Here is a 23,655-nt window from a genome sequence, read left to right as displayed (position 1 = left end):
AAAGAGGTTTCGCATGTCCCTCATCACCCCTACTGCACGGCGAGTTCCTGACAACACCGCCCCGGAAGTTGACCGGGCCATCCATGCGGAGACGCTGGCCCGTGTCATCCTGCTGGCGCAGCAGGGGCCGGCCGCGATACAGCGACGCCTGGACGCCCTGGACAAGGAATGGGATGTGGAGCGCTGCCTTGAAACCGGGGCGGCTTCCCTGATCCTGACAGGGACGGCGCTGGCTGCCGGTGGTGACCGCAGGTGGTTATTCCTGCCGGCTGGCGTCGCCGGCTTCCTGCTGCAGCACGCCATTCAAGGCTGGTGCCCGCCCTTGCCGGTGTTCCGACGCCTGGGTGTGCGCACGGCCGATGAGATCAACGAAGAGCGTACTCGCCTGAAGGCGTTGCTGCGCAGTTGACGACATGCATGGCAGCCGATGCCGGCGCGTTGCTGTCAGGTCCACGCAGCGGGCAGCGTTCAGTCTCCATCCACCACAGCGTGCCGCCGAACGTTGGTCTGGCGAGCCCGATCCGGATCGGCCTTGTTCTGCTGACCCCGCCCGTAGATCAGTCCTGTTTCACTGGCTTCGTACAGCGAGCCGTCTCGGGCATGCGGCACCTCGTTGCGTTGCTGGCGGCCCAACTGCATCTTGGCCATGGAGTCGGCCACGCCCGGCAGAACCTTGGACAGGGCCGTGTTGATCACCGACATGGCGCCCACCTTCACGGAGCGGGTGGGGCTGGTGGCCGCATCCAGGATGGCGCTGGCCACCTTCTCGGGTTCGATCATGGGCGAGGGCAGCATCGGCTCCTGGCTGAGGTAATTGCCGGCATGCTCAGGGTAGGGCGTGTCCACCGCGGTGGGCTGGATCAGCGTCACGGACACGGGGGCTTCATCGGCTTCCAACTCGATACGTAGCGCATCGTTGAATCCCTTTACCGCATGCTTGCTGGCCGAATACATGCCCTGCAGCGGGATCACCGCATCCGAGGCCTCGCTCCCCACGTTGATCAGGGCACCACCGTGGGCTCGCAGATAGGGCAGCGCGACCAGCGAGCCATGCACCACCCCCCAGAAGTTGGTCTGGAACAGGCGCTGACTGTCCTGGTCGCTGACCTCGTCCAGGCGGCCATAGATGGACACGCCGGCATCGTTGACCCAGGTGTCGATGCGGCCGAAGCGCACGATGGCGGCTGTCGCAATGGCCTCCACTTGCGCACGGTCCCCCACGTCGGCCTGCACCGTGATCGCCTCGCCGCCATCGGCGTTGATGCCCGCGGCGATCTCGTCGAGCGTGGCCCGGCTGCGGGCGGCCAGCACCAGCTTTGCGCCTTGTTGCGCCGCAGCCAGCGCGGTGGCCAGGCCGATGCCGCTGGAGGCGCCGGTGATGACGATGACCTGCTGGTTGAGAGGCTTGAGGGTTGGCTGGCTCATGGCGTGCTCCTGTTCTGCAAGTGGATTCAACGCCTGTGGCAAACGCCATACCTCCCTGGTAGAAAGCGGGAGCAGGGCTGTCAGCACCGGGGGGCGCAAAGGTGGTTTGGCTACTGCGCGCACAAAGGCGCCTTGCCGATGTTTCCCCAAGTGCGATAGCGCTTGGTGTCGATGTGGATGCGACCGGATGAATACCGGCTGAGGCCCATGTGCCAGCGCTGGCCTTCGTTGCGCCAGAACTGGCACAGACTCGCCAGCCATGCTGATTGATCGCCTGCAGTGACGATGTCCAGCGCGAAATGCGTTTTGTGGGCGCTTTGCTCTGCACCGTGTGCGCATTCATTCAGTGCCGGGTTTCGGTAAGCCGAATGCACTTCGAACGGCGGCAACAGTTGACGCCGCTTGAGCTCTGCCACCAGACGCAAGGTAGAGGCCACGTCAGGCCAGTTCGATGGCGGTGGCACTTCGAAAGGATCGGCACGGCAACGCTGCCAATCACTGGCCGTGCGCAGCAGGTGCGCCAGCGGGATCACGTCACTCAACTGCTCACCACGCAAGAACGCCTCGAAAGCCTGAACCTGTGCCTCGCGGCCGGTGCGCCATTGCTCGAACAATGCGTCGGTACGTGCTTCGTGAGCCCATGCCCAGTGGCAAGGCAGTATCAACAGCAGAAACAAGAAAAGGCGGTTCATGCCTGAGTGAGTGCCGGTACAAGACCGGCCCCATTAGACATCAACCGCCCTCGGGCGCTGATCAGGCCAGATCGAACCGATCCAGGTTCATCACCCGGGTCCACGCGGCCACGAAGTCCCGCACGAACACGCTCTGTGCATCGCTGGATCCATACACCTCGGCCAGTGCCCGAAGCTGCGAGTTGGATCCGAACACCAGGTCGGCCACGGTGGCTGTCCACTTGGTGGCGCCCGTTGCGCGGTCCTTGCCTTCCAGCACGTTCTGGTCTGCCTCGGTGCGCTTCCACACCGTGCCCATGTCCAGCAGGTTCACGAAGAAGTCATTGCTCAGGGTGCCCGGGCGCTGCGTGAACACGCCGTGCTTCGTGTGGCCCGCGTTGGCGCCCAGCACGCGCAGGCCGCCCACCAGCACCGTCATCTCGGGTGCGGACAGGGTCAGCAGCTGTGCCTTGTCCACCAGGCGTTCGGCCACCCCGGCTTCATGGCCCTGGCGCACATAGTTGCGGAAGCCATCGGCCTTGGGCTCCATCACATCGAAGGATGCGACATCGGTCTGATCTTGCGTAGCGTCTGCGCGGCCAGGGCTGAAGGGCACGGTCACGTCCTGGCCTGCGGCCCTGGCAGCGGCTTCCACCGCGGCGCTGCCGCCCAGCACGATCAGGTCGGCCAGCGAGATCTGCTTGCCACCGGTCTGCGCGTCGTTGAAGGCCTTGCGCACAGCTTCCAGCTTGGCCAGCACCTGGGCCAGTTCGGCCGGCTGGTTCACTTCCCAATCCTTCTGCGGGGCCAGGCGGATGCGGGCTCCGTTGGCGCCACCGCGCTTATCGCCACCGCGGAAGGTCGATGCCGAGGCCCAGGCCGTGCTCACCAGCTGCGAGATGCTCAAGCCGGAGGCCAGCACCTGCGCCTTCAGCGCAGCGATGTCCTTGTCGTCGACCAAGGGGTGGTTCACGGCCGGGATCGGGTCCTGCCACACCAGCACTTCCTGCGGCACCAGCTTGCCCAGGTAGCGATCACGCGGGCCCATGTCGCGGTGGGTCAGCTTGAACCAGGCGCGTGCGAAGGCATCGGCGAACTCGGCCGGGTTCTGGTGGAAGCGGCGCGAGATCTTCTCGTAGATCGGGTCGAAGCGCAGCGACAGGTCGGCCGTGGTCATCATGGGCGCATGCTTGATCGACGGATCATGCGCGTCGGGGATCATGTCCTCGGGCTTCACATCCTTGGCGCGCCACTGGTGGGCGCCAGCCGGGCTCTTGGTCAGCTCCCACTCGTGGCCGAACAGGGTGTCGAAGTAGCCGTTGTCCCAGGTGGTGGGGTTGGGCTTCCACGCGCCTTCGATGCCGCTGGTGGTGGTGTGCACGCCGTGGCCGCCGCCGAACTTGTTGATCCAGCCCAGGCCCATGTCTTCGACGAGGCCGCCTTCGGGCTCTGCGCCCACCAGGCTGGGATCGCCAGCGCCGTGCGCCTTGCCGAAAGTGTGGCCGCCGGCCACCAGGGCCACCGTCTCTTCGTCGTCCATCGCCATGCGGGCGAAGGTGTCGCGCACATCGCGGCCCGAGGCCACCGGGTCGGGGTTGCCGTCCGGGCCTTCGGGGTTCACATAGATCAGGCCCATCTGCACAGCCGCCAGCGGATTGGCCATCTCGCGGTTGCCGGAATAGCGGCTGTTGGGCTTGTCGCTGGTGGCCAGCCACTCGGCCTCCGGGCCCCAGTCGATGTCGATGGGGGGCTCCCACACATCAGGGCGGCCACCGGCAAAGCCGAAGGTCTTGAAGCCCATGGATTCCAGGGCCACATTGCCGGCCAGGATCATCAGGTCGGCCCATGACAGCTTGCGGCCGTACTTTTGCTTGATGGGCCACAGCAGGCGGCGGGCCTTGTCCAGGTTGCCGTTGTCGGGCCAGCTGTTGAGCGGGGCGAAGCGTTGGGTGCCAGATCCGCCGCCGCCACGGCCATCGGCCAAACGGTAGGTGCCGGCCGAGTGCCAGGCCATGCGGATGAAGAGGGGACCGTAGTGGCCGTAGTCGGCGGGCCACCAGGGTTGCGAGTCGGTCATCAGGGCGGTCAGGTCCTTGACCACGGCGTCCAGGTCCAGGCTCTTGAAAGCCTGGGCGTAGTCGAAATCCTTCTCCATGGGGTTGGAGAGCGGGGAGTGCTGGTGCAGGATGGCCAGGTTCAGCTGGTTGGGCCACCAGTCGGTGTTGCTGCGGATGCGGGCGGGGGCTTTGGTGCCTGCGGCAAAGGGGCACTTGGCTTCGGTCGTCATGTTCTTCTCCTGGTAACAAGGGGCAACGAACGAAGTCTAAAAGTTGGCCTTGGCAGGGGCAACCCAAGAATTTCTATGGAACGGATAGGGGGCCGAAAGGAGGGTGTTCTTGTCGCCCGTCTGGCCGTGCCGCTGTCGGGTCTGCACGACGCTGGGGTAGCATCGTCCGACCCGCGCGCCCCAGGACTCTTCCTTTCACCTTATGCAACTCAAGGCCAAGATCGTTCTGCTGGCCGTGCTTCCGCTGCTGCTGAGCCTGCTGGCCATCGGCGTGTCGGTGCTCGATCAGCAACGCACGCTGGCCCGCCAGACGCAGACGCTGGTGCGAGAGGCCTACATGAAGTCGCGCCGCATCGAGCTGCGCAACTATGTGGACCTGGCCGTGGGCAATCTGCAGCCGCTGGCCACCTCACTGCCGCCAGCCCAGCGCACACCAGAGGCCGAGGCCGAGCTCAAGCGCCGGGCCCTGCACTTGCTGGAGACGCTGAACTACGGCCACGATGGTTACTTCTTCGTGTACGACCAGCAAGGCACGGTGCTGATGCATTCACGCCAGCCAGAGCTGATCGGCCGCAACCTCTGGAACCTGACCGACACGCAAGGGCGCTACACCATCCGGCTGTTGCTGGCCGAGGCCAGGGCCGGTGGCGGCTATGTGGATTACCTGTGGCGCAAGCCCTCGAGCGGACAGATGGCGCCCAAGCTGGGCTACGTGGAGCTGTTGCCGCCCTGGGGCTGGATGGTGGGCACGGGCCTGTACCTCGACGACATCCAGGCCACGCTGACCGAGCTGGACACGGAGATGAACAACAGCATCCGCACCACGCTGGGCTGGCTGATGGCCCTGGCGGCGGGCGGCACGGTGGGCATCAGCATCATCGGGCTGATGCTGAACCTGCGCGAGCACCGCCAGGCCGATGCCAAGCTGCGCTTGATGGCCCGGCAGGTGGTGCGCTCACAGGAAGAAGAGCGGGCCCACCTGGCGCGCGAGCTGCACGACGGCACCAGCCAGACCCTGGTGGCCGGCAAGCTGCTGATCGAATCAGCGGTGGTCGAGCTGGAAAGCCGGGGCCAGACACCGCCCGGCACCCTGGCACAGGCGCTCAAGCGCCTGAACGATGCCCTGCACGAGGTGCGCCACCTGTCCCACAGCCTGCGGCCGACCTTGCTGGACACCCTCGGCCTGCCCGCCGCACTGGCGCACCTGGCCTCGGAGTTCGGTCAGCACGCCAAGCTGCGCATCGATGCGCACACGGAAGGCGCCGAGATCGAGCTGCCCGATGAAGTCAAGACCGTGCTGTTCCGCGTGGCGCAAGAGGCGCTGACCAACGTGGCCAAGCACGCCCAGGCCACCGAGGTGGACCTGAGCCTGGCGTTCGAGCCCGGGCACATCGAACTGCGCATCAACGACAATGGCCGCGGATTCAATGTGGATGCCGTGAGCGCCCACCCCACGGCGGGCATCGGCCTGCGCAACATGCGCGAGCGGCTGGCTGCGATCGGTGGACGGCTGGAGGTGCATGCCGATCAACGGGTAGGCCCCATGCAGCCAGGCTTCGAAGATGCCGTGCATGGCACCCTGGTGATGGCCACGGTGCCGCGCAAGGCCTTGCGCTCCATCCCAAGCCCACCGTCTGGACACCTGACATGACCCCTGCCGCGACGATCCGCCTGCTGATCGTGGACGACCATCCCCTGGTACGCGATGGCCTGCGGCTGCGACTGGGCATGCTGCCGGCCATCGCCTCTGTGGGCGAAGCAGGCAGCGCCGAAGAGGCCTGGGCCTGGATGGCGGCCGCCACGCCAGAGACGGCGCCCAACCTGGTGCTGATGGACGTGGGCATGAAGGACACCAACGGCATCGACCTGACAGCATCCTTGCTGGCCCAGTACCCGGGCTTGCGTGTGCTGATGCTCAGCATGTACGACAACCCTGAATACGTGCACCGCGCGCTGCAGGCCGGGGCGCGGGGCTATGTGCTCAAGGACGCGCCGGCCAGTGACATCGTCAGCGCCATCGACACGGTGGCCGCAGGCGGCACCTACCTGAGCCCGGCGGTGTCGGGGCGCCTCTTCAGCCGGCCCGAACCCAAGCCCGTGCTCACCCCGCGCGAGGCCGAAATCCTCAAGGCCCTGGGGCAGGGCCACAGCAGCAAGCAGATCGCCCGTGATCTGGATGTGAGCGTGCGCACGGTCGAGACCCACCGTCAGAGCATCAAGCGCAAGCTGGGCATCGAAGGGCAGGCCGAGCTGATCAAGTACGCGGTGGAACACACCCGCGACTGAGGCCTTGCTGGGCCTACGGGATCCCCCTTGTAAGGGTTATCGAGTACGTGCTCCCACGCGCAGAGCCTGCGCAGCACGACGGATGCGCCGTGAGGGTGCTTGGGCGAGACTGCCGCAGCCCTGGCCAGCGGTGCGTCCTGCATGGCCCACCCACAAGAGGAGACGAGGACCATGACTGCAACACTGAAGCGCCACGGAGTGTGGCTGCTGATATCCATCCTGGGTGCGTTTGCCCTGTCTACCGTGGCACTGGGCCGCGGTGAGACGATCAGCGCCCTGTGGGTGGTGGTGGCCGCCTTGTGCGTCTACCTGATCGCCTACCGCTACTACAGCCTGTTCATCGCCACGCGCGTGCTGCAGCTGGACGCCACACGCCGTACGCCGGCCTGGACGCACAACGACGGGCTCGACTACGTGCCCACCAACAAGTACGTGCTGTACGGCCACCACTTCGCGGCCATCGCGGGGGCGGGGCCCCTGGTGGGGCCGGTGCTGGCGGCGCAGATGGGCTACCTGCCGGGGCTGCTGTGGCTGCTGGCCGGCGTGGTGTTCGCCGGCGCGGTGCAGGATTTCATCGTGCTGTTCATCTCCAGCCGCCGTGATGGCCGCTCGCTGGGCGACCTGGTCAAGCAGGAGATGGGCACCTTCCCAGGCATCGTGGCCCTGTTCGGCGCCTTCATGATCATGATCATCATCCTCGCGGTGCTGGCCCTGATCGTGGTGAAGGCGCTGGCGCACTCGCCGTGGGGCACCTTCACCGTGGGGGCCACGATTCCCGTGGCCTTGTTCATGGGCGTGTATGTGCGCTACCTGCGGCCCGGCCGCATCGGCGAGGTCTCCATCATCGGCTTCGTGCTGCTGATGCTGGCCATCGTGGGTGGCCAGTGGGTGCATGACAACCCGGTCTGGAACGCCGCCTTCACTTTCGACGGCAAGGCCCTGACCTGGATGCTGATCGCCTATGGCTTCATCGCCGCGACGCTGCCCGTGTGGCTGCTGCTGGCCCCGCGCGATTACCTGTCTACCTTTCTCAAGATCGGCACCATCATCGCCCTGGCCATCGGCATCCTCATCGTGGCACCCGAACTGAAGATGCCTGCCGTCACGCAGTTCGCGCAGGGCAATGGCCCGGTGTGGTCGGGCAGCCTGTTCCCCTTCCTGTTCATCACCATCGCCTGTGGCGCGGTGTCGGGCTTCCATGCGCTGATCTCGTCGGGCACCACGCCCAAGATGCTCGAGAACGAGACCCACGCCCGTTTCATCGGCTACGGCGGCATGCTGGCCGAATCCTTCGTGGCCGTGATGGCGCTGGTGGCTGCCTCGGTGATCAACCCGGGCATCTACTTCGCGATGAACAGCCCTCCGGCACTGGTGGGCACCACGCCCGAGGCCGTGGCCGCCACGCTGTCGACCTGGGGCTTCGTGATCACGCCAGATGTGCTGATCCAGACCGCCAAGGACGTGGGTGAGAACACCATCCTGGCCCGTGCCGGTGGCGCGCCCACCCTGGCCGTGGGCATGGCGCAGATCCTGCACCAGGTGATCAGCGGCGACGGCATGATGGCCTTCTGGTATCACTTCGCCATCCTGTTCGAGGCGCTGTTCATCCTGACAGCGGTGGATGCGGGCACCCGGGCGGGCCGCTTCATGCTGCAGGACTTGATGGGCACCTTCGTGCCGGCGCTCAAGCGCACCGAGAGCCTGCCGGCCAACCTGCTGGCCACCGGCCTGTGCGTGGCGACCTGGGGCTATTTCCTGTACCAGGGCGTGGTCGATCCGCTGGGTGGCATCAACACCCTGTGGCCGCTGTTCGGCATCGCCAACCAGATGCTGGCCGCCGTGGCGCTGATGCTGGGCACCGTGGTGCTGTTCAAGATGAAGCGCGAGCGCTACGCCTGGGTGGCCATCGTGCCGACCATCTGGCTGTTGGCCTGCACACTGACGGCAGGCTGGCTCAAGGTGTTCTCGTCGGATGTGAAGGTGGGCTTCCTGGCCAGTGCTGATCGCTATGCACGTGCCTTGTCCGAAGGGCTGCTGCTGGCCCCGGCCAAGACGCCTGAAGCCATGTCGCAGATCATCTTCAACAACCGCTTGAATGCCGGCCTGTGCATGCTCTTCCTGTTCGTGGTGCTGACGGTGCTGATCTACAGCGTGAAGGCATGCCTGCAGGCGCGCAACCAGAGCAAGGCCACCTCCAGCGAGACGCCTTACCAGCGGCTGCCGGCCGAGGCCTTGCAGGCTTCCGGCGCCGCAGGCTGAGGCCGGAGCGTTTCATGAGCGAAGGTTTCTCGCACGGCCGGCAGACCAAGCCGGCCGACCCGGGCGAACCCACCGGCGCAAAACGCTGGATGGGTTCGCTCGGGCAGGCGGGGCGTTACCTGGGCCAGAGCCTGCGCCTGATGGTGGGCATGCCCGATTACGACACCTACCTCAACCACATGGAGCGCACGCACCCCGACAAGGAGCCCATGAGCTACGAGGCCTTCTTCCGGGAGCGGCTGGAGGCTCGTTACGGTGGCGGCGCCGGGAAGTGCTGCTGACGAGGCCATGAGCTGGTATCAACGTGCCAGCAACCGCTGGATCGCAGCATCCAGCGCGGCCTCGCCGCCTTCGCCAAAGTGCCGCATCACCACGCGCCCGTCAGGTCCTACCAGGTACTGGGCGGGCCAGTAGAGGTTGCGCCACGCGGTCCAGGTGGCGAAGCCGTTGTCCTGCGCCACGGCGTAGGTCAGGCCGTGGCGCTTGATGGCGGCGCGCACGTTGTCGGTGTCGCGCTCGAACGCAAACTCCGGTGAATGCACTCCCACGATCACCAGGCCCTGCCTGGCGTAGCGCTCGTGCAACTGCTGCAGGTGCGGCAGGGTGCGGATGCAGTTGACGCAGGCGTAGGTCCAGAAATCCACCAGCACCACCTTGCCTTTCAGTTGGGCCAGGCTCAGTGGTGGGCTGTTGATCCAGGGGCCCAGGCCGGTGAATTCGGGCGCGTGTTCGCCCACGTCCACCGGGGCAGCTTGGGCCGCAGGCACCAGGGCCTCGCCCGCTGACGTGGCGGCAGAGCTCACCGTGCGGGCCAGCCAGGCGGCGGCCTGGGTGTCCACCTGCGCCAGCATGGCTGCCGCCGTGGCCACGACCATCGTGCCGAATGCCTGCCTCAGTCGCCCGGCATGCCGCGCCAGCGGGCGCAGCCGTGTGGTGGCCCAGCGCCCGCCATGTGCCAGGGCCAGCATGGGCAGGCCTGCGCCAGCGGCATAGGCCAGCAGCAAAGGGGCGGATTGCGCGGGTGTGCCAGCCCCGGCAGCCAGGGCCAGGATCGACGCCAGCACCGGCCCTGCGCAGGGTGTCCACAGCACACCCAGCGAAGCGCCCAGCAGCACGCCGCCGCCCAGGCCTCCGCGATCTTGTGCGCCCAGGCGTTGAGCTCCCTCGGTGAACCAGCCCAACGGACGGGACAAGCTGGCCATCAGGCGGTCGGCCAGTGGCGGCCACAGCATCAGCACGCCGGTGATCAGCAGGGCGATGGCAGCCGCGTCGCGCAGGGCCTGCGCCGACAGGCCGAGCACCTGGGCCGAGGCACCGAAGAGCAAGGCCACGCCCGCGAAGCTGAGCACGAAGCCCAGTACGATGGCCAGCGGCCGCAGGCGACCGCCCTGGGTGGAAATGCCCACGATGGCCGGCAGCAGCGGCAGCACGCATGGGCTGGCCACGGTGGCGAAGCCCGCGCCACCGGCCAGGGCGGTTTGTGCGAGGTCGAGGCTCATGGCTGCCCCTCCCGAGAGGTGACGGGCGTGGCCGCGCTGGTGGCATCAAGGCGTCGCCACACTTGTGTCTTGCCGAAGATCGGCAGGCCCACAAAGGGGCGCAGCACCAGGCCACCCGTGGCGTCCAGCGACATCAGGCATCGGTAGGTCTTGCCGTTTTCGCGGTTGTAGATGTGCCCCTGCCATCGGGCCACGGGGCTGCCCTCCGCTGCCTCGTCTTCCGGCAGAAAGTCTTTCAGGATGGTCATGCCCAAGGCGGGGCGGGTGTCGGCAGGGGTCATCACCTCGCCTGGTCGGCTCATGGACTGCTGACTCAGCACGCGGGTGATGGTGCCGCACCAGGCTGGGCCGCAGCGGGCCACGTCCACCTCCACATTGCCGCTGGCGGTGATCCATCGGCCCGCCGGGCTGCTGGGCGGTGGCACGGCCTGGGCGATGGCCGTGCCACCGATCAGCACCGTGACACAGAGTGCGGCACACACGCGCAGCACCTCGCGCCGTGGCGGCGCCCAATGTGGGGATGGGGCAAGGTGGATGGTCATGGGGTGCTCCTGGTCGATGGTGAAGAAGGCTCCATTGCAAAGCCGGCCCGTATCGGGCGTTTGTCCCGTCGGCCTTCGATCGGCAAGCCCGTGTGTCCACGGCCACGACAGACAAACTGCGATACAAAAATCCTCGCTTGCCACGTGTGATTGGCCTAGCAGACCTTTCGGCAGCGCTTAAGGTAGCGTCCATGGACATTCCTGATCACCTGCTGCTGGTCGACGATGACCGGTCTTTGCTGGGCCTGCTGCGCGATTACCTGGAATCCAGCGGCTACCGCGTGAGCACTGCCGCGAACGGCCGCGAGATGCGCCAGGTGCTGGCCGACCACCGCATCGACCTGGTCGTGCTGGACCTGATGCTGCCCGGCGAGGACGGCCTGTCGCTGTGCCGCGATCTGCGTGCGCGTGGCGAGGCCCACATCCCCGTGCTGATGCTCACCGCGCGCGGCGACGAGGCCGACCGCGTGCTGGGCCTGGAGATGGGCGCCGACGACTACCTGGCCAAGCCCTTCGCCACGCGTGAGCTGCTGGCCCGCATCCGCGCTGTGCTGCGCCGCACGCGCATGCTGCCGCCCAACCTGCGCCAGGCGCTGGGTGCCAAGGAGCTGGCCTTCGGCGATTGGCGGCTGGACACCACGGCGCGCCACCTGCTGGACGCCCAGGGCACGGTGGTGCCGCTCACGGGCGGTGAGTACCGGCTGCTGATGGTGCTGATCGATCATCCGCAGCGCGTGCTCACGCGCGACCAACTGCTCAACCTGACGCAGGGGCGAGATGCCGATCCATTGGACCGCTCCGTCGACCTGTTGATCAGCCGCCTGCGCCGCCGTCTGCGTGATGAGTCACGCGAGCCGCGCTACATCAAGACCGTGCGCAGTGAGGGCTATGTGTTCTGCGCCGAGGTCGATGGCCGGGGGCGTGCGGCATGAGCGCGGCCGTTGAAGAAGACCTGCCTGATGCCCGCGCCCAGGCACGGCGCGGATGGTGGCCCCGCACGCTGGGCTGGCGCATCGCACTGATCCTGCTCGGGGGGCTGGTGCTGGCGTATGCGCTGTCGCTGGCCTCGATCATGCGCGAGCGCCAGGGGCTGGCCGACACGATGATGCACGCCTATGTGGCACGCGATCTCGCCTCGTCGGTGGGCGTGCTGGATCGCCTGCCCGCGGCCGAGCGCGCTGCGTGGCTGGAACCCCTGTCGCGGCCGAACTACCGTTTGGCCCTGCGCGACGAAGCCGCCGTGGTGCCCCCTGGCACCGAGCCCACGGCCATGGCCCAGGCGCTGGCGCTGGAACTGCGCCAGCGTCTGGGGGACGGCCGCGTCCAGGGCCTGGTGCCCGAAGGTGATCGGGGTGCGGTGATCCGGATGCGGCTGGCAGACGGCACGCCGCTGACCGTGCACCTGGCCGCGCCCATGCGAGGGGTGAGCGCGGCCAATGCTGCCTTGCTGCTGGCGCAACTGTTGGTGCTGGGCGCCTGCGTGGCCTGGGCGGTGCGCCTGGCCACGCGCCCCCTGGTCCAACTGGCGCAGGCCGCCGACCGCTTGGGCGCCGACCCGCAGGCCGATGTGCTGCCGCCATTTGACGCGACAGGGCCGGCCGAGGTGCGCCGCGCCCATGCCGCATTCCAGTCCATGCAGACCCGGATCAGGGAGCACATGGCCGAGCGCCTGCAATTGCTGGCAGCCATCTCCCACGATCTGCAGACGCCGATCACCCGGCTGCGCCTGCGCACCGAGGCCTTGATCGATGAGTCACTGCGCGAGAAGTTCCAGGCCGATCTGCTGGGCATGCAGCGGCTGGTGGAGGAGGGGCTGGCCTACGCACGAAGTGTGCACGCCAGCGCCGAGCCCGCCTGTCGGGTGGACCTGCACGCGCTGCTGGACGGCCTGGTCTGCGACTACGCCGATGCGGGGCGGCCGGTGATGCTGCAGGCTCCGTCCACGCTGGTGCTGACCACACGTCCGCTGGCCCTGCAGCGCATCGTGGGCAACCTGGTGGACAACGCGCTGAAGTTCGCTGGCGCGGCCGAGCTGTCGGCGCAGGCCGTGGCGACCCAGGGGGCCGCAGTGGTGCAGATCGTCGTGCGGGACCGCGGACCGGGTGTGCCGGTGGGCCAACTGGCCCGGATCACCGAGCCCTTTGTCCGACTGGAGGCCTCGCGGAACGCGGACACGGGCGGCAGTGGACTGGGCCTGGCCATCGCGCAGAGGCTGGCGCAGGCCCTGGGCGGACGACTGAGCCTGCGCAACCGGGACGGCGGTGGCCTGGAGGCACTGCTGACCCTGCCGCAGCCTGGCCCTGGTGACGTTCCTGGCCGTTGACCCGTGGCGCGTGCGCTTCAATGATCGGCAAACGCTTGCCGAAGCATCGCCACAAGTTGTCCACCGATGCTGTGGATAACTTTGTGCGGAAGGCGGGGAGAAGGGTGGGGGAAGTGCTTTTTCCCCTGGGGAGGGGTTGGGCTGCCTCAAAACGCGGCACACAGCCACCTTCGGGGGCCTGGCGTCCGTTCAGGCCCCTTCGGCGGAGGGTTTCACGGCCTGCAAGGCGGTGTATTGCTGCAGCACCGCCTGGAACAGGGCGATGAAGGCCTGGATGTCTGCCTCGGTCTTGACGAAAGGGGCGCAATCTTCCAGCCAGCCGTCCAGCACGATGTTGTTGACCTTGGACAGCAGGCGCGCCACATGGTCGAGCGCTTCGCGCGAGGCCGCGAGGAAGCGCTCACCGGCCGGGCCTGCGCCGCCCTCGGAGACACCGAGCACCTGCTTGAGCATCTCGAACGTGAGAGCCACTTCCTGGGGGGATGCCATGGCCTCGTCCAGCTGCGTGGCCACGGCAAAGGCGGGCATGCCCGACAGTTCGGGGCGCAGGGTGCCCGCCGCGGTGCTCAGGCCATCTCGAAGGTAGTCCTGCGGCTGGCGCGCCAGCAGTTGTTCGCGGGTGATGTCGTTCGTCATGGGCGGATTCCTGTGGGCGGTGAGGACGGTGATGAGCGTGCAAGATCGGCGGCAGGGCGACGGTCAGGCATCGGTGGGCTTGTCGTACTGGTTCAGGCGGTTCCAGCCCGAGGGCAGGTCCAGCTGGTTGTTCTTCATCTGCGCTTCGGTGCGGGCCACCGTGGTGCCGGAGGCCGGATCATGGATGAAGAAGGTCTTCGGGGGGCCGGGGTGGACGCTGACCGCCAGCACATAGTGGGCGGTCTCACCATCCTGCTGGCCCACGATCAGTGGCACGGCCTTGCCCTGCTCCAGGGCGGTGGCCACGTCGTCCACCGCGGCATCGCGGTTGGTCGAGTCGGTGGACTTGTTGACATATCTGACACCCGTGGAGGCCTGTTCCCGGTTGAGCAGGTCGACCGCGAAGCGGCCCTTTCCGGGGTTGTTCGCGCTGTTCTGATCCGCCTTGTGGACGGCCTTGCCCCCGGCATTCTTGCCCTGCACGTGGGTCTTGTAGTAATTGTCGATCTGGGCGGCCGTGTACTTCTGCGGGCGTGCGATCACCTCCATCACGCGGTTCTTCTCCCAGTTCGACGCGGCGTTGTCGATCAGGGTCTGCAGAGCCGCGGCATCGGTCGGTGATTCCGATGCCAAGCGCTGGGTCACACCTTGCTGGTGGGTGGCGTCGATGTCTTCCTCCAAGGGCGACTCCAGCATCTGCTTCTGCTCGGTGGCCAGGCGGGTGGTGTCCTGTGGAATCAGTTCGTGCAGTTGCGGCGAGGCGTCGCGCAGGCTCAGGGCGTAGATGGGGTCGACCTCGGCCCGGGCCGCCTGCACGGTGGTGGCCTGGCAGGACATCACCCATTGCTGCTGGACACCGTGGCCCTCAGAAGTGGCAGCCAGGCGCAGGTTGTCCTGCAGCCATTGTTCATCCTTGCCCGCGATGCGCGCGTTGAAGGCGGCGACGTCCGAGGCGCTGTGCCCACAGGCGATGGCCTTTTGCAGGTTCTGCTTGTGCTTGGGCGTGGGGGCGGTGTCCAGCAGGGCCTGGAGCACTTTGCGGTCTTTCTCGCTGTGCTGTGCCAGCTGGCGCTCGGCCTTGGCCTGCTGGCCCTGGCTGATCTCCGGCCGGACCTGCGATGCCGCGCCCATGACGCCCTTGATCACATCCTGCGATGTGCTTTGCACCAGAGGCAGTTTGAGCAAGGCCTCGGCATAGTGGCCGCAAGCGTAGTCCTGCCTGAAGGCGGTCCAGGCGGCCTGCTGCTTGTGCGCGAGCTTCTTGAGCTCATCGGTCAGTTGAGGCACGCGGCTGGCCTCCTTGTTCAGGGCTGCCACCTTGGCGTAGCCGTCTTCGCAGGCCTTGCGGTCCGTGGCCGATTGGTGGGCCGCCTGGATGTCCGCGCGCAAGGTGGGAAGGGCATCGATGGCCTTTTGCAGGTCGCCGTCCGCGACCGCCTTGTCCAGGGCCTTCATCCGTGCATCCAGGGCCGCGCCCTGGGGCGAGCCCAGCGCGTGGGTTGTGGCCAGTGTGGCCTTGGCGTCCTGCAGGTCCCCTGCCTTGAGGTCCCAGGTTGCCTTGAGCTTGTCCCAGGCGGCCTTGGCTTCGGTCAAGGCCTTGGCTGCGGCTGCCAGCGGGGGCAACCTGCGCGTGGCCTCGGCGTGGTCGAGTGTGGCTGGCAGCAGCAAGTCGTTGACGGCCTTCTCCTTGGCAAGCAACTCCTGGCGCAGGCTGCGCAGGGTCAGGCTGGGGGTGGGCAGGGCCTTGGCGGTGGCCACGGCACCCTTGGGTTTGAGCAGGTCGCCCACTGCCGCGTCGAAATCGGCCTTGGCCTGTGCCCGGGCTCTTTCCTTGTCGAGGTCGGCGCTCAGCGTGTCCAAAAGCGCATCCGCGTTGTCGTAGTCATCGGCCTTGAGGGCCCGGGCAATGGCCGTGCGCCGTGCTTCGAGCTGGCCATCCAGGCTCAGGTGTTGTGCGGTGGCCTTGACGCTGAGGTCGCGCAGCCGGGTCAGCAGCGTGGCGCTGCGCACCTGATCGGTGGGCGGCACGTAGGCCGGGGTCTGAACGGGGGCGGTTGCTGGTGCGTTGTCCTTCACGCGCTTCTTCTGCAGCAGCTTGCCGACGATGGAACGAGGGGGCATGAGGCGCTCCTGGTGAAGCGTGACCGAGGGTGCGGGGTCATGCATGGATGCCGTGCGCCGGCGTGTCGTCGTGGCGCCATGAAGGCGTCCGTCCGTGGCCAATGGACCATGGGTGTCCCCGTTTGCCGTCGATTATGGCCTCAAGCGGCGGGGGGCTGGGAAGGCTTCAGTCGGTGCCGGCGCGGCCGAGGATGGCCTCCGCCAACAGAGCACGGGGCGGTGTGCCGATCAGCCGCACGGAGAGAAGGCGGAGCCGAGCCTCCCGGGTAGACGCCAGCCTGTCAAAGGCCAGAGTGCCTTAGACCCCGCCCCGCGCTGTCACGATAAAGCGCTCAACCCCGTCGCAGGCTCAAAGCCTGGACATTTCAATCAGCCAGCAGGAAAGCGCGAACCTGTTCGGCTGCGTCCTCCGGATGCTCCTGCATGAAGCAATGCCCGCCCTCGACCTGCTGGACCGACACCGCCCGGTTGCTCTCCGACCACAGCTGCGCCGACGACACCACGAATGGAAACGTGTGGTGTGCATGGATCAGCCGGGTCGGCGTGTGCACACGGCGCAGAGAGGACCACAGCCCCACGGGGGCGGAGCTGAAGATGGCCGCTTCGCGCGCCGGACTGCACTTGAGCTCCACGCCGCCGTCCGGCATGTCTTTGAGCGCATGGTCGGCAAAGGCCTGCAGGGCATCCTCACGCCATCCCTTGTAGGTGCCCCGTCCGCGCAAGCCGTCCATGGCGGCAGCCCTGTCAGGCCAGTGCACCCTTCGACGCAGCGCGGCGCGGGCCAGAGGCGTGTGCTTGGCCAGCCCGGTGCTTTCCGCCAGTGTGAGGCCCAGGGCCATCGTGGCCGAGAAGAGCACCGGATCCAGCAGCACGGTGCGCTTGAACAGGCGAGGGTGGTCGGCCATCGCCAGGCAGGTGAGCACGCCACCAAAGCTGTGCCCTAACCCGTAGGTGGGCACATGGCCGAACAGGGGCAGGTGATGCTTGAAGGCGTCTACCGCCAGTTCGGCGCAGCGGTTCCAGCCCACGAAGCGTTCGCCGGCGTCGCTGTCACCATGGCCCTGCGCGTCGCTGAGCCACAGGTCGAAGTGAGGGCTCAGGGCCTTGAGCATGGGCTCGTAGGTGCGGCCGCAGAATCCGTTGCCGTGCAGAAAGTGGATCAGCGGTTTGCCGGAGGGCGGCGTGTGCCAACCGCGCAACGTGAACCCGTCTCGGGTGTCATGGGACCAGGCAATCAACTGCATCGTGTCGGTCGTTCGTAACGCGAAGTAAGCCATGATCCTAACGCGTGGCAGGCTGAAAGGGGTTTGTCTGCCATGGGCATGCGCATGCGCTACCATGCGGCGCATGAAAGTTAAGCAAGCGCTTGATTTTAAGGTGCCAGACACCCCGGTCGACGAGGATGCCGCATCCGAGCGCGGCGCCCGTGCGCGTGGCCGCCTGTTGTGGGAAGCTACCCGCATTTTTTCGGACAAGGGCTTTGCCAAGGCGTCGACCCGCGAAATTTGCCATGCTGCGGGCTTGAACGTCGCCTCCATCCACTACTATTTCGGAGACAAGGCCGGGCTGTACCGGGCGGTGCTGTGCAAGCCGCTGGAAGACCTTGGGGAGGACTTCAACCAGTTCGACGAGCCGGGCCTGCCCTTGCGCGAATCGCTGCGCCGCTTCATGGCGGCCCTGCTGTGCCCCTGGGGCCAGGACGAGCTGTCCACCTGGCTGATGCGGCTGCACCTGCGCGAGATGGTCGAGCCCACGCCGGACTACAAGGACGTGATGGTCAGCCATATCCAGCCCTATCACCAGCGATTGGTGGACCTTCTGGCGCGGCATGCGGGGGCGGTCAAGGCCGATGATGCATTGCACCAGCTGGCCTTCGCATTGGTGGCCATGGTGCAGGACTACGGCATGTCTCGCGAGTTCATGCAGGTGCTGGCACCGACGCTGCTCAAGGGCACGCGCGCCATGGACCGCGTGCTCGAGCGGCTGGTGGGGTATGGCGAGGCATTGGTTGAACATGAACGGCGCATGCGGCTGGAGGCACCGGGCCCCGGGGCCGCATCACACGAACGACTGAGGAAGAGGACATCGAGATGAAAGTGAAGAAAAGCACGCTGGCATGGGGCGCCATCGGACTGGTGCTCGTTGCAGGTGCTGTCTACCTGCTGAGCCACCGTGACAAGGATGGGGCATCCGAGCCGGGCAAACCGGTCGCGCATGGCGCTTCGTCGCCCAGGCCCGCCTTGAGTGTGTCCACCGTCAAACCCGAGCGCTCGCAATGGCCGGCCACGGTCACGGCCACGGGCTCCATCGCGGCCTGGCAGGAAACGGTGGTCGGACCGGAGCTGTCCGGCCTGCGCCTGATGGAGGTCCGCGTCAACGTGGGCGATGTGGTCAAGCGTGGCCAGGTGCTGGCCGTGCTGCAGCGTGATGCCGTCGAGGCCGAGGTCAATGCAGCCCGCGCCAACGTGGCCCAGGCCGAGGCCAACCTGGCCGAGGCCAAGGCCAACGGCGATCGCGCGCGTTTGCTGCAGCCCAGCGAAGCGATGAGCGCCCAGGAGGCCCAGCGCGCCTACACCGCAGAGAAAACCGCAGCAGCCCAGGTCGCCTCGGCCAAGGCGAGCTTGCAATCCAACGAGTTGCGTCTGTCGCAGACCCAGATCATCGCGAGCGATGACGGCGTCATCTCGGCCCGTCCTGCCACGGTGGGCACCGTGGTGCAGGCTGGGCAGGAACTGTTCCGCCTGATCCGGCAGCACCGCCTGGAGTGGCGTGCCGAGGTGCCTGCGGCCGACCTGCTGCGCGTGCGTCCCGGCCTGCCAGTGCACCTGACGCCTGCCGGCGGCCAGGAAATGCAAGGCACGGTGCGCATGGTGGCGCCCACGGTCGATGCCAGCACCCGCAACGGCCTGGTGTATGTGGATCTGCCTGTCCAGGCGGCCGCGCGCGCAGGGGCCCGTGCCGGCAGCTTCGCCACCGGCAAGCTGGACCTGGGCAGTGCCGAAGGCCTGACACTCCCGCAGTCGGCCGTGCTGCTGCGCGATGGCTTCAACTATGTCTTCATCGTGGGCAGCGACCACAAGCTCACCCAGGCCAAGGTGGGCGTGGGCCGCCGTGTGCAGGACCGCGTCGAGATCACGCGCGGCCTGTCGCCTCAGGCCGAGGTGGTGGCCTCGGGCGGTGTTTTCCTGGCCGATGGCGACACCGTGCGCGTGGTGCCTGTCGCACCAGCCTCTGCCGCATCGAACGCCGACCAGCCGAACCCGGCGCAGAAAGGCCAGCCATGATGAACGTCTCGGCATGGTCCATCCGCAACCCGATCCCGGCGGTGCTGCTCTTCATCATGCTCACGGTGGTGGGCCTGATGGGCTTCGAGCGCATGAAGATCCAGAACTTCCCGGACATCGACCTGCCCACGGTCAACGTGACGGCCTCGCTGCCCGGTGCCTCTCCCTCGCAGCTCGAAACCGATGTAGCCCGCAAGATGGAGAACTCCATCGCCACCTTGCAGGCGGTCAAGCACATCTACACGCAGGTGCAGGACGGCCTGGTGGTGATCACGGTCGAGTTCCGGCTTGAGAAGCCCACGCAGGAGGCCGTCGACGATGTGCGCGATGCCATCTCCCGTGTGCGCGCCGACCTGCCGGCCGACCTGCGGGATCCGGTGGTCTCCAAGGTCAACATCTCCGGCCTGCCCATCCTCACCTACACCGTGTCGTCCAAGCGCATGGACGACGAGGCCCTGTCCTGGTTCGTCGACAACGAAGTGACGCGGGCCCTGCTGGCCGCCAAGGGCGTGGGCGCCGTGGCCCGCGTGGGCGGTGTGTCTCGCGAGGTACGGGTCGAAGTTGATCCCGCACGCCTGTTGTCCCTCAATGCCACCGTGGCCGATGTGTCGCGCCAACTGCAGCAGATTCAGCAGGAGGCTTCCGGCGGGCGTGCCGAGGTGGGTGGGGCCGAGCAATCGGTGCGCACCATCGCCACCGTGCATTCGGCCGATGAACTGGCTGCGATGGAGATCACCCTCAGCGACGGGCGGCGCCTGCGCCTGGACCAGATCGCCACCGTCACCGACACCGTGGCGGAGCAACGCTCGGCGGCCTATCTGAACGGACAGCCCGTGGTGGGCTTCGAGATTTCCCGGGCGCGGGGCTCCGGCGAGGTCGAGGTGGCCGACAGCGTGCACGTTGCGCTGGATGCGCTCAAGGCGGCCAACCCCGACATCACCATCACCGAGGCCTTCAACTTCGTCGACCCGGTGGAGGAGAACTACGAGGGCTCCATGCACCTGCTCTACGAGGGCGCCGTGCTGGCCGTGATCGTGGTGTGGTTCTTCCTGCGTGACTGGCGGGCCACCGTGGTGGCGGCTGCGGCCTTGCCCTTGTCGGTGATCCCGGCCTTCGGCGTGATGTACATCTTCGGCTTCACGATCAACATCGTGACCTTGCTGTCGCTGTCGCTGGTGGTCGGCATCCTGGTGGACGATGCCATCGTCGAGATCGAGAACATCATGCGCCACCTGCGCATGGGCAAGACGCCCTTGCAGGCGGCCACCGAGGCCGCCGACGAGATCGGCCTGGCCGTGATCGCCACCACCTTCACCTTGATCGCCGTGTTCCTGCCTACGGCCTTCATGAGCGGGGTGCCTGGCAAGTTCTTCGTGCAGTTCGGCTGGACGGCGGCCATCGCGGTGTTCTTCTCGCTGGTGGTGGCGCGGATGCTCACGCCCATGATGGCGGCCTATCTGCTGCGCCCACCCAAGGGTGATCACGCCGATCCGGGCTGGATGCGCATGTACCTGGGCTGGGCCCGCTGGTGCCTGCACCACCGTGGCTGGACCATGCTGGCGGTGCTCGTGTTCACGGTCGGCTCCATCATGCTGTCGGGTTTCCTGCCGACAGGCTTCATCCCGCCGGATGACCTGTCGCAGACGCAGGTCAGTGTGTCCCTGCCGCCAGGCAGCACTTTCGAGCAGACACGTGATGTGGCCGAGCGCGCCCGCGAAATCGTGCAGCGCAATGAGCACGTCAAGATGATCTACACGGCCATCGGCGGCGGCAGTTCGGGCGGCGACCCCTTTGCGCCGCAAGGCGCGGGGCAGGTCAACAAGGCGACCCTCACCCTCAACCTCACGCACCGCGGCGAACGATCAGGGTTGAGCAAGCAGGATCTCGAGAACCAATTGCGCAAATCGCTGGAGGTGCTTCCGGGCGCGCGCGTGACCGTGGGCTTCGGTGGCTCTTCAGAGAAGTATGTGCTGGTGCTGGCGGGTGAAGATGGCGACACGCTGGGCCAGTATGCCCGCACGGTGGAGCGTGAGTTGCGTGGCATCCCGGGCATCGGCAGTGTCACCTCGAACGCCAGCCTGACCAGGCCTGAGCTGATCGTGCGGCCCGACAGTGCACGGGCCGCCGATCTGGGCGTGAGCACGGTGGCCATCGCGGACACCCTGCGCATTGCCACGGCAGGGGATTACGACCAGGGCCTGGCCAAGATGAACCTGTCGCAGCGCCAGGTACCGGTGATGGTGCGCCTGCCCGAAGCGGCGCGCGGAGACCTCAGCCTGATCTCGCGTCTGCCGGTGCCCGGCGCACGTGGACCGGTGCCCCTGGAGAACGTCGCCGCGATCAGCATGGATGGCGGTGCGGCCCAGATCAACCGCTACGACCGCCTGCGCAACATCAACTTCGAAATCGAGCTCAACCAGCAGCCCTTGGGTGAGGTGGAAAAAGCCGTGCTGGCCCTGCCCAGCCTGCAGACCCTGCCGCCTGGCATCATCCGCACCACCGTGGGCGATGCCGAGGCCATGGCCGAGCTTTTCTCCAGCTTCGGCCTGGCCATGCTCACGGGCGTGATGTGCATCTACGTGGTGCTGGTGCTGCTGTTCAAGGACTTCGTGCAGCCGGTCACCATCCTGGCGGCGTTGGTGCTGTCGGTGCCAGGCGCCCTGGCTGCCTTGTTCGTCACGCAGACGGCCTTGTCAATGCCGTCGATGATCGGCCTGATCATGCTGATGGGCATCGCGACCAAGAACTCGATCCTGCTGGTGGACTACGTGATCATCGCGCGCAAGGAATATGGGCTGGAGCGCTGGGAGGCCATCCTGGATGCCTGCCACAAGCGCGCACGCCCAATCATCATGACCACCATCGCAATGGGTGCGGGCATGATGCCGATCGCTCTCGGTATCGGCGTGGACCCGAGCTTCCGCGCACCGATGGCCATCGTGGTGATCGGGGGCTTGATCACATCAACGTTCCTGAGCCTGCTGGTCATTCCTGTGGTGTTCACCTTCGTGGATGATCTGATCGACTGGACGCACCGGTTGGTCAGACGCAAAGGAGAATCGCCTTCGAGCAGCACGGTGTGATGTTGAAGGCGGGTGGGGATGGCGCTGCTGCAGGGCATCTCTCCGCAAGCCACGTCGGCTGGCACTCTGGCAATGCACACATGAAAAAACCGCCCTGGCCGAAACCAGGGCGGTTCTTGCGTTTCATGCCAACCCGCCGGGGCGGGTTCTCTGAACGCTGAGACCTATCAGGCCTTGCGAGCGCGGCGGGCAGCCACGCCAACCAGGGCCAGACCAGCGATGGCCATGGCGTAGGTCGAAGGCTCAGGCACAGCCGACACGTTGATCGTGGAGCTGATCGTGCCGTAGTCGGTCACGCCTTGGAGCGTCGACACACCCAGATCCACCAGGCGCAGAGCGCTGACGAAGTGCTTGAAGCCGTCAGCCGTGATGGTCAGGCCGCTGATGGTGTTGGCATAGGTGCCAGCGCCGTTCAGGGTGGTGGGGCCGCTGATGCTGGCGAAGTTCCACAGGTGGAAGTTGTCCTTGGTGGTCAGCACTTCGCTGCCATAAGGAGCAGCTTCGCCGGTGGCGACGCCGCGGAAGTCACCCGTGATGGACGCGAAGATCTTCTTGTTGGTCAGATCCACGGACAGGTTCGCCACGGACAGCGTGCCGCCCAGGGAAACGCCTTCCAGGATGTTGGCGGTCTGGAGAGCGCCACCGGTGGTGTCCACCGACAGCACTTCGCCAGTGGCGCCGGTTGTCACGGCGGTGATCGGAGCAGCGGCGCTGACACCGGTACGGGTGCTGCCGAAGGGAGGACGAGGCGTCAGCGTTTCCGTGACGGTGGCGTCGCCGACCTTGGTCACAGCGATCTTGCCCACGTTCAGGGCGGTGATCAGGCTGGACGAGAACGACAGGGTGCCCGTGCCGCCGTCCAGTTGGTACGCTTGACCGTTCAGGGTCAGCGAACCGCCCACCGGAGTGGTGGTTTGAGCGCTGGCAGCGGTGGCGATGGTCAGGGCTGCGGCGGCGGCCAGGGTCTTCAGTGTGTATTGCATGTCTTCTCCACTATCTCTAACAGCGGACCTTTTATGGATTTCCTGCTTTGATTTGTGAAGGCGTCCGCGTACTCCTTCACGAATACCCAATCTTTGACGACAGGGCTGACGCATCCTAAAGGTGCGTTTTGAGGCTGACTACCTGCTGTTGACCCTTAATTACCGCCGTTACTTATGTAACGGGAACCAATGCATTTTTAAACGTGCGATTGAGGGGGTAATAAGGGTAAATACGCTGGCATGCCTTGGATGCAAT

At 66.6% G+C, this 23,655-nt stretch carries 19 protein-coding genes; 10 read left to right on the top strand and 9 right to left on the bottom strand.

The window, feature by feature from the left end; genetic code table 11:
- Nucleotides 1-13 precede the first annotated feature (13 nt).
- Nucleotides 14-409, top strand: a complete 396-nt coding sequence (locus EIP75_RS19295) for a YgaP family membrane protein (protein WP_125244921.1) — start codon at nucleotides 14-16, stop codon at nucleotides 407-409.
- 59 nt (nucleotides 410-468) lie between these two features.
- Here the strand turns inward: EIP75_RS19295 and EIP75_RS19290 are convergent, their stop codons facing one another.
- The 3 genes from EIP75_RS19290 to katG all read right to left on the bottom strand — a co-directional run bounded on the left by EIP75_RS19290 (nucleotide 469) and on the right by katG (nucleotide 4,383).
- Nucleotides 469-1,425: an SDR family oxidoreductase gene (locus EIP75_RS19290; RefSeq protein ID WP_125244920.1), complete on the bottom strand. Its 957-nt coding sequence runs from the start codon at nucleotides 1,423-1,425 to the stop codon at nucleotides 469-471.
- 110 nt (nucleotides 1,426-1,535) lie between these two features.
- A complete protein-coding gene (locus EIP75_RS19285) occupies nucleotides 1,536-2,117 on the bottom strand; it encodes a D-Ala-D-Ala carboxypeptidase family metallohydrolase (protein ID WP_125244919.1) in 582 nt (193 codons plus the stop codon).
- A 61-nt stretch (nucleotides 2,118-2,178) separates the two neighbouring features.
- Nucleotides 2,179-4,383 carry a catalase/peroxidase HPI gene (gene katG / locus EIP75_RS19280; RefSeq protein ID WP_125244918.1) on the bottom strand — a complete coding sequence of 735 codons (2,205 nt, stop codon included), beginning with the start codon at nucleotides 4,381-4,383 and terminating at the stop codon, nucleotides 2,179-2,181.
- A 202-nt stretch (nucleotides 4,384-4,585) separates the two neighbouring features.
- Here katG and EIP75_RS19275 point away from each other — a divergent pair, with 202 nt between their 5' ends.
- From EIP75_RS19275 to EIP75_RS19260, 4 genes are all read left to right on the top strand, one after another.
- Nucleotides 4,586-6,034 carry a cache domain-containing protein gene (locus EIP75_RS19275; RefSeq protein WP_125244917.1) on the top strand — a complete coding sequence of 483 codons (1,449 nt, stop codon included), beginning with the start codon at nucleotides 4,586-4,588 and terminating at the stop codon, nucleotides 6,032-6,034.
- Nucleotides 6,031-6,669: a response regulator gene (locus EIP75_RS19270; protein ID WP_125244916.1), complete on the top strand. Its 639-nt coding sequence runs from the start codon at nucleotides 6,031-6,033 to the stop codon at nucleotides 6,667-6,669. The genes EIP75_RS19275 and EIP75_RS19270 overlap by 4 nt, the downstream gene beginning before the upstream one ends.
- 171 nt (nucleotides 6,670-6,840) lie before the next feature.
- The gene (locus EIP75_RS19265; protein ID WP_125244915.1) at nucleotides 6,841-8,928 is read left to right on the top strand and encodes a carbon starvation CstA family protein; all 2,088 of its coding nucleotides are present in this window, start codon (nucleotides 6,841-6,843) and stop codon (nucleotides 8,926-8,928) included.
- Nucleotides 8,929-9,017: 89 nt separating this feature from the next.
- Nucleotides 9,018-9,209 (top strand): YbdD/YjiX family protein, encoded by a 192-nt coding sequence (locus EIP75_RS19260; protein WP_125244950.1) that lies wholly within the window; start codon nucleotides 9,018-9,020, stop codon nucleotides 9,207-9,209.
- An 18-nt stretch (nucleotides 9,210-9,227) separates the two neighbouring features.
- On the opposite strand, the gene EIP75_RS19255 is transcribed toward EIP75_RS19260, so the two are convergent.
- Entirely contained in the window at nucleotides 9,228-10,427 is a 1,200-nt protein-coding gene (locus tag EIP75_RS19255; RefSeq protein ID WP_125244914.1) for a cytochrome c biogenesis protein DipZ, read from the bottom strand.
- A complete protein-coding gene (locus EIP75_RS19250; protein WP_125244913.1) occupies nucleotides 10,424-10,969 on the bottom strand; it encodes a DUF2147 domain-containing protein in 546 nt (181 codons plus the stop codon). Before EIP75_RS19250 ends, EIP75_RS19255 begins: the two co-directional genes overlap by 4 nt.
- A gap of 191 nt (nucleotides 10,970-11,160) precedes the next feature.
- Here EIP75_RS19250 and EIP75_RS19245 point away from each other — a divergent pair, with 191 nt between their 5' ends.
- Entirely contained in the window at nucleotides 11,161-11,901 is a 741-nt protein-coding gene (locus tag EIP75_RS19245) for a response regulator (protein WP_125244912.1), read from the top strand.
- Nucleotides 11,898-13,292: an ATP-binding protein gene (locus EIP75_RS19240; protein ID WP_125244911.1), complete on the top strand. Its 1,395-nt coding sequence runs from the start codon at nucleotides 11,898-11,900 to the stop codon at nucleotides 13,290-13,292. Before EIP75_RS19245 ends, EIP75_RS19240 begins: the two co-directional genes overlap by 4 nt.
- Before the next feature lie 189 nt (nucleotides 13,293-13,481).
- Here EIP75_RS19240 and EIP75_RS19235 read toward each other — a convergent pair whose 3' ends face one another.
- The 3 genes from EIP75_RS19235 to EIP75_RS19225 all read right to left on the bottom strand — a co-directional run bounded on the left by EIP75_RS19235 (nucleotide 13,482) and on the right by EIP75_RS19225 (nucleotide 17,293).
- The gene (locus EIP75_RS19235; RefSeq protein ID WP_125244910.1) at nucleotides 13,482-13,928 is read right to left on the bottom strand and encodes a hypothetical protein; all 447 of its coding nucleotides are present in this window, start codon (nucleotides 13,926-13,928) and stop codon (nucleotides 13,482-13,484) included.
- 63 nt (nucleotides 13,929-13,991) lie between these two features.
- On the bottom strand, nucleotides 13,992-16,049 hold the full coding sequence (locus EIP75_RS19230; RefSeq protein WP_125244909.1) for a hypothetical protein: 2,058 nt from the start codon (nucleotides 16,047-16,049) through the stop codon (nucleotides 13,992-13,994).
- Between the two features lie 365 nt (nucleotides 16,050-16,414).
- A complete protein-coding gene (locus EIP75_RS19225; protein WP_125244908.1) occupies nucleotides 16,415-17,293 on the bottom strand; it encodes an alpha/beta fold hydrolase in 879 nt (292 codons plus the stop codon).
- A 103-nt stretch (nucleotides 17,294-17,396) separates the two neighbouring features.
- On the opposite strand from EIP75_RS19225, the gene EIP75_RS19220 reads away from it, so the two are divergent.
- Genes EIP75_RS19220 through EIP75_RS19210 form a run of 3 tightly spaced genes read left to right on the top strand, consistent with a single transcriptional unit; the run spans nucleotide 17,397 to nucleotide 22,416 of the window.
- Entirely contained in the window at nucleotides 17,397-18,143 is a 747-nt protein-coding gene (locus tag EIP75_RS19220) for a CerR family C-terminal domain-containing protein (protein ID WP_158622916.1), read from the top strand.
- The gene (locus EIP75_RS19215; protein WP_125244906.1) at nucleotides 18,140-19,333 is read left to right on the top strand and encodes an efflux RND transporter periplasmic adaptor subunit; all 1,194 of its coding nucleotides are present in this window, start codon (nucleotides 18,140-18,142) and stop codon (nucleotides 19,331-19,333) included. The genes EIP75_RS19220 and EIP75_RS19215 overlap by 4 nt, the downstream gene beginning before the upstream one ends.
- Entirely contained in the window at nucleotides 19,333-22,416 is a 3,084-nt protein-coding gene (locus tag EIP75_RS19210) for an efflux RND transporter permease subunit (protein WP_125244949.1), read from the top strand. The genes EIP75_RS19215 and EIP75_RS19210 overlap by 1 nt, the downstream gene beginning before the upstream one ends.
- Before the next feature lie 167 nt (nucleotides 22,417-22,583).
- On the opposite strand, the gene EIP75_RS19205 is transcribed toward EIP75_RS19210, so the two are convergent.
- On the bottom strand, nucleotides 22,584-23,399 hold the full coding sequence (locus tag EIP75_RS19205) for a PEP-CTERM sorting domain-containing protein (protein WP_199758654.1): 816 nt from the start codon (nucleotides 23,397-23,399) through the stop codon (nucleotides 22,584-22,586).
- Between the last annotated feature and the right edge of the window lie 256 nt (nucleotides 23,400-23,655).

This window comes from Aquabacterium soli, assembly GCF_003933735.1.
Lineage (GTDB): Bacteria > Pseudomonadota > Gammaproteobacteria > Burkholderiales > Burkholderiaceae_C > Aquabacterium > Aquabacterium soli.
Note: the sequence above shows the minus strand (reverse complement) of the source record. Positions and strands in the feature narration are given on the sequence as shown.

Excerpts from the sequence above, each read along its gene's own strand:
- EIP75_RS19290 (WP_125244920.1), bottom strand. The coding sequence starts at position 1,425 with ATGAGCCAGCCAACCCTCAAGCCTCTCAACCAGCAGGTCATCGTCATC.
- EIP75_RS19285 (WP_125244919.1), bottom strand. The coding sequence starts at position 2,117 with ATGAACCGCCTTTTCTTGTTTCTGCTGTTGATACTGCCTTGCCACTGG.
- EIP75_RS19255 (WP_125244914.1), bottom strand. The coding sequence starts at position 10,427 with ATGAGCCTCGACCTCGCACAAACCGCCCTGGCCGGTGGCGCGGGCTTC.
- EIP75_RS19250 (WP_125244913.1), bottom strand. The coding sequence starts at position 10,969 with ATGACCATCCACCTTGCCCCATCCCCACATTGGGCGCCGCCACGGCGC.
- EIP75_RS19210 (WP_125244949.1), top strand. The coding sequence starts at position 19,333 with ATGAACGTCTCGGCATGGTCCATCCGCAACCCGATCCCGGCGGTGCTG.
- EIP75_RS19265 (WP_125244915.1), top strand. The coding sequence starts at position 6,841 with ATGACTGCAACACTGAAGCGCCACGGAGTGTGGCTGCTGATATCCATC.
- EIP75_RS19220 (WP_158622916.1), top strand. The coding sequence starts at position 17,397 with ATGAAAGTTAAGCAAGCGCTTGATTTTAAGGTGCCAGACACCCCGGTC.
- EIP75_RS19205 (WP_199758654.1), bottom strand. The coding sequence starts at position 23,399 with ATGCAATACACACTGAAGACCCTGGCCGCCGCCGCAGCCCTGACCATC.
- katG (WP_125244918.1), bottom strand. The coding sequence starts at position 4,383 with ATGACGACCGAAGCCAAGTGCCCCTTTGCCGCAGGCACCAAAGCCCCC.
- EIP75_RS19245 (WP_125244912.1), top strand. The coding sequence starts at position 11,161 with ATGGACATTCCTGATCACCTGCTGCTGGTCGACGATGACCGGTCTTTG.
- EIP75_RS19230 (WP_125244909.1), bottom strand. The coding sequence starts at position 16,049 with ATGCCCCCTCGTTCCATCGTCGGCAAGCTGCTGCAGAAGAAGCGCGTG.
- EIP75_RS19270 (WP_125244916.1), top strand. The coding sequence starts at position 6,031 with ATGACCCCTGCCGCGACGATCCGCCTGCTGATCGTGGACGACCATCCC.
- EIP75_RS19240 (WP_125244911.1), top strand. The coding sequence starts at position 11,898 with ATGAGCGCGGCCGTTGAAGAAGACCTGCCTGATGCCCGCGCCCAGGCA.
- EIP75_RS19275 (WP_125244917.1), top strand. The coding sequence starts at position 4,586 with ATGCAACTCAAGGCCAAGATCGTTCTGCTGGCCGTGCTTCCGCTGCTG.
- EIP75_RS19215 (WP_125244906.1), top strand. The coding sequence starts at position 18,140 with ATGAAAGTGAAGAAAAGCACGCTGGCATGGGGCGCCATCGGACTGGTG.
- EIP75_RS19260 (WP_125244950.1), top strand. The coding sequence starts at position 9,018 with ATGGGTTCGCTCGGGCAGGCGGGGCGTTACCTGGGCCAGAGCCTGCGC.
- EIP75_RS19295 (WP_125244921.1), top strand. The coding sequence starts at position 14 with ATGTCCCTCATCACCCCTACTGCACGGCGAGTTCCTGACAACACCGCC.
- EIP75_RS19235 (WP_125244910.1), bottom strand. The coding sequence starts at position 13,928 with ATGACGAACGACATCACCCGCGAACAACTGCTGGCGCGCCAGCCGCAG.
- EIP75_RS19225 (WP_125244908.1), bottom strand. The coding sequence starts at position 17,293 with ATGCAGTTGATTGCCTGGTCCCATGACACCCGAGACGGGTTCACGTTG.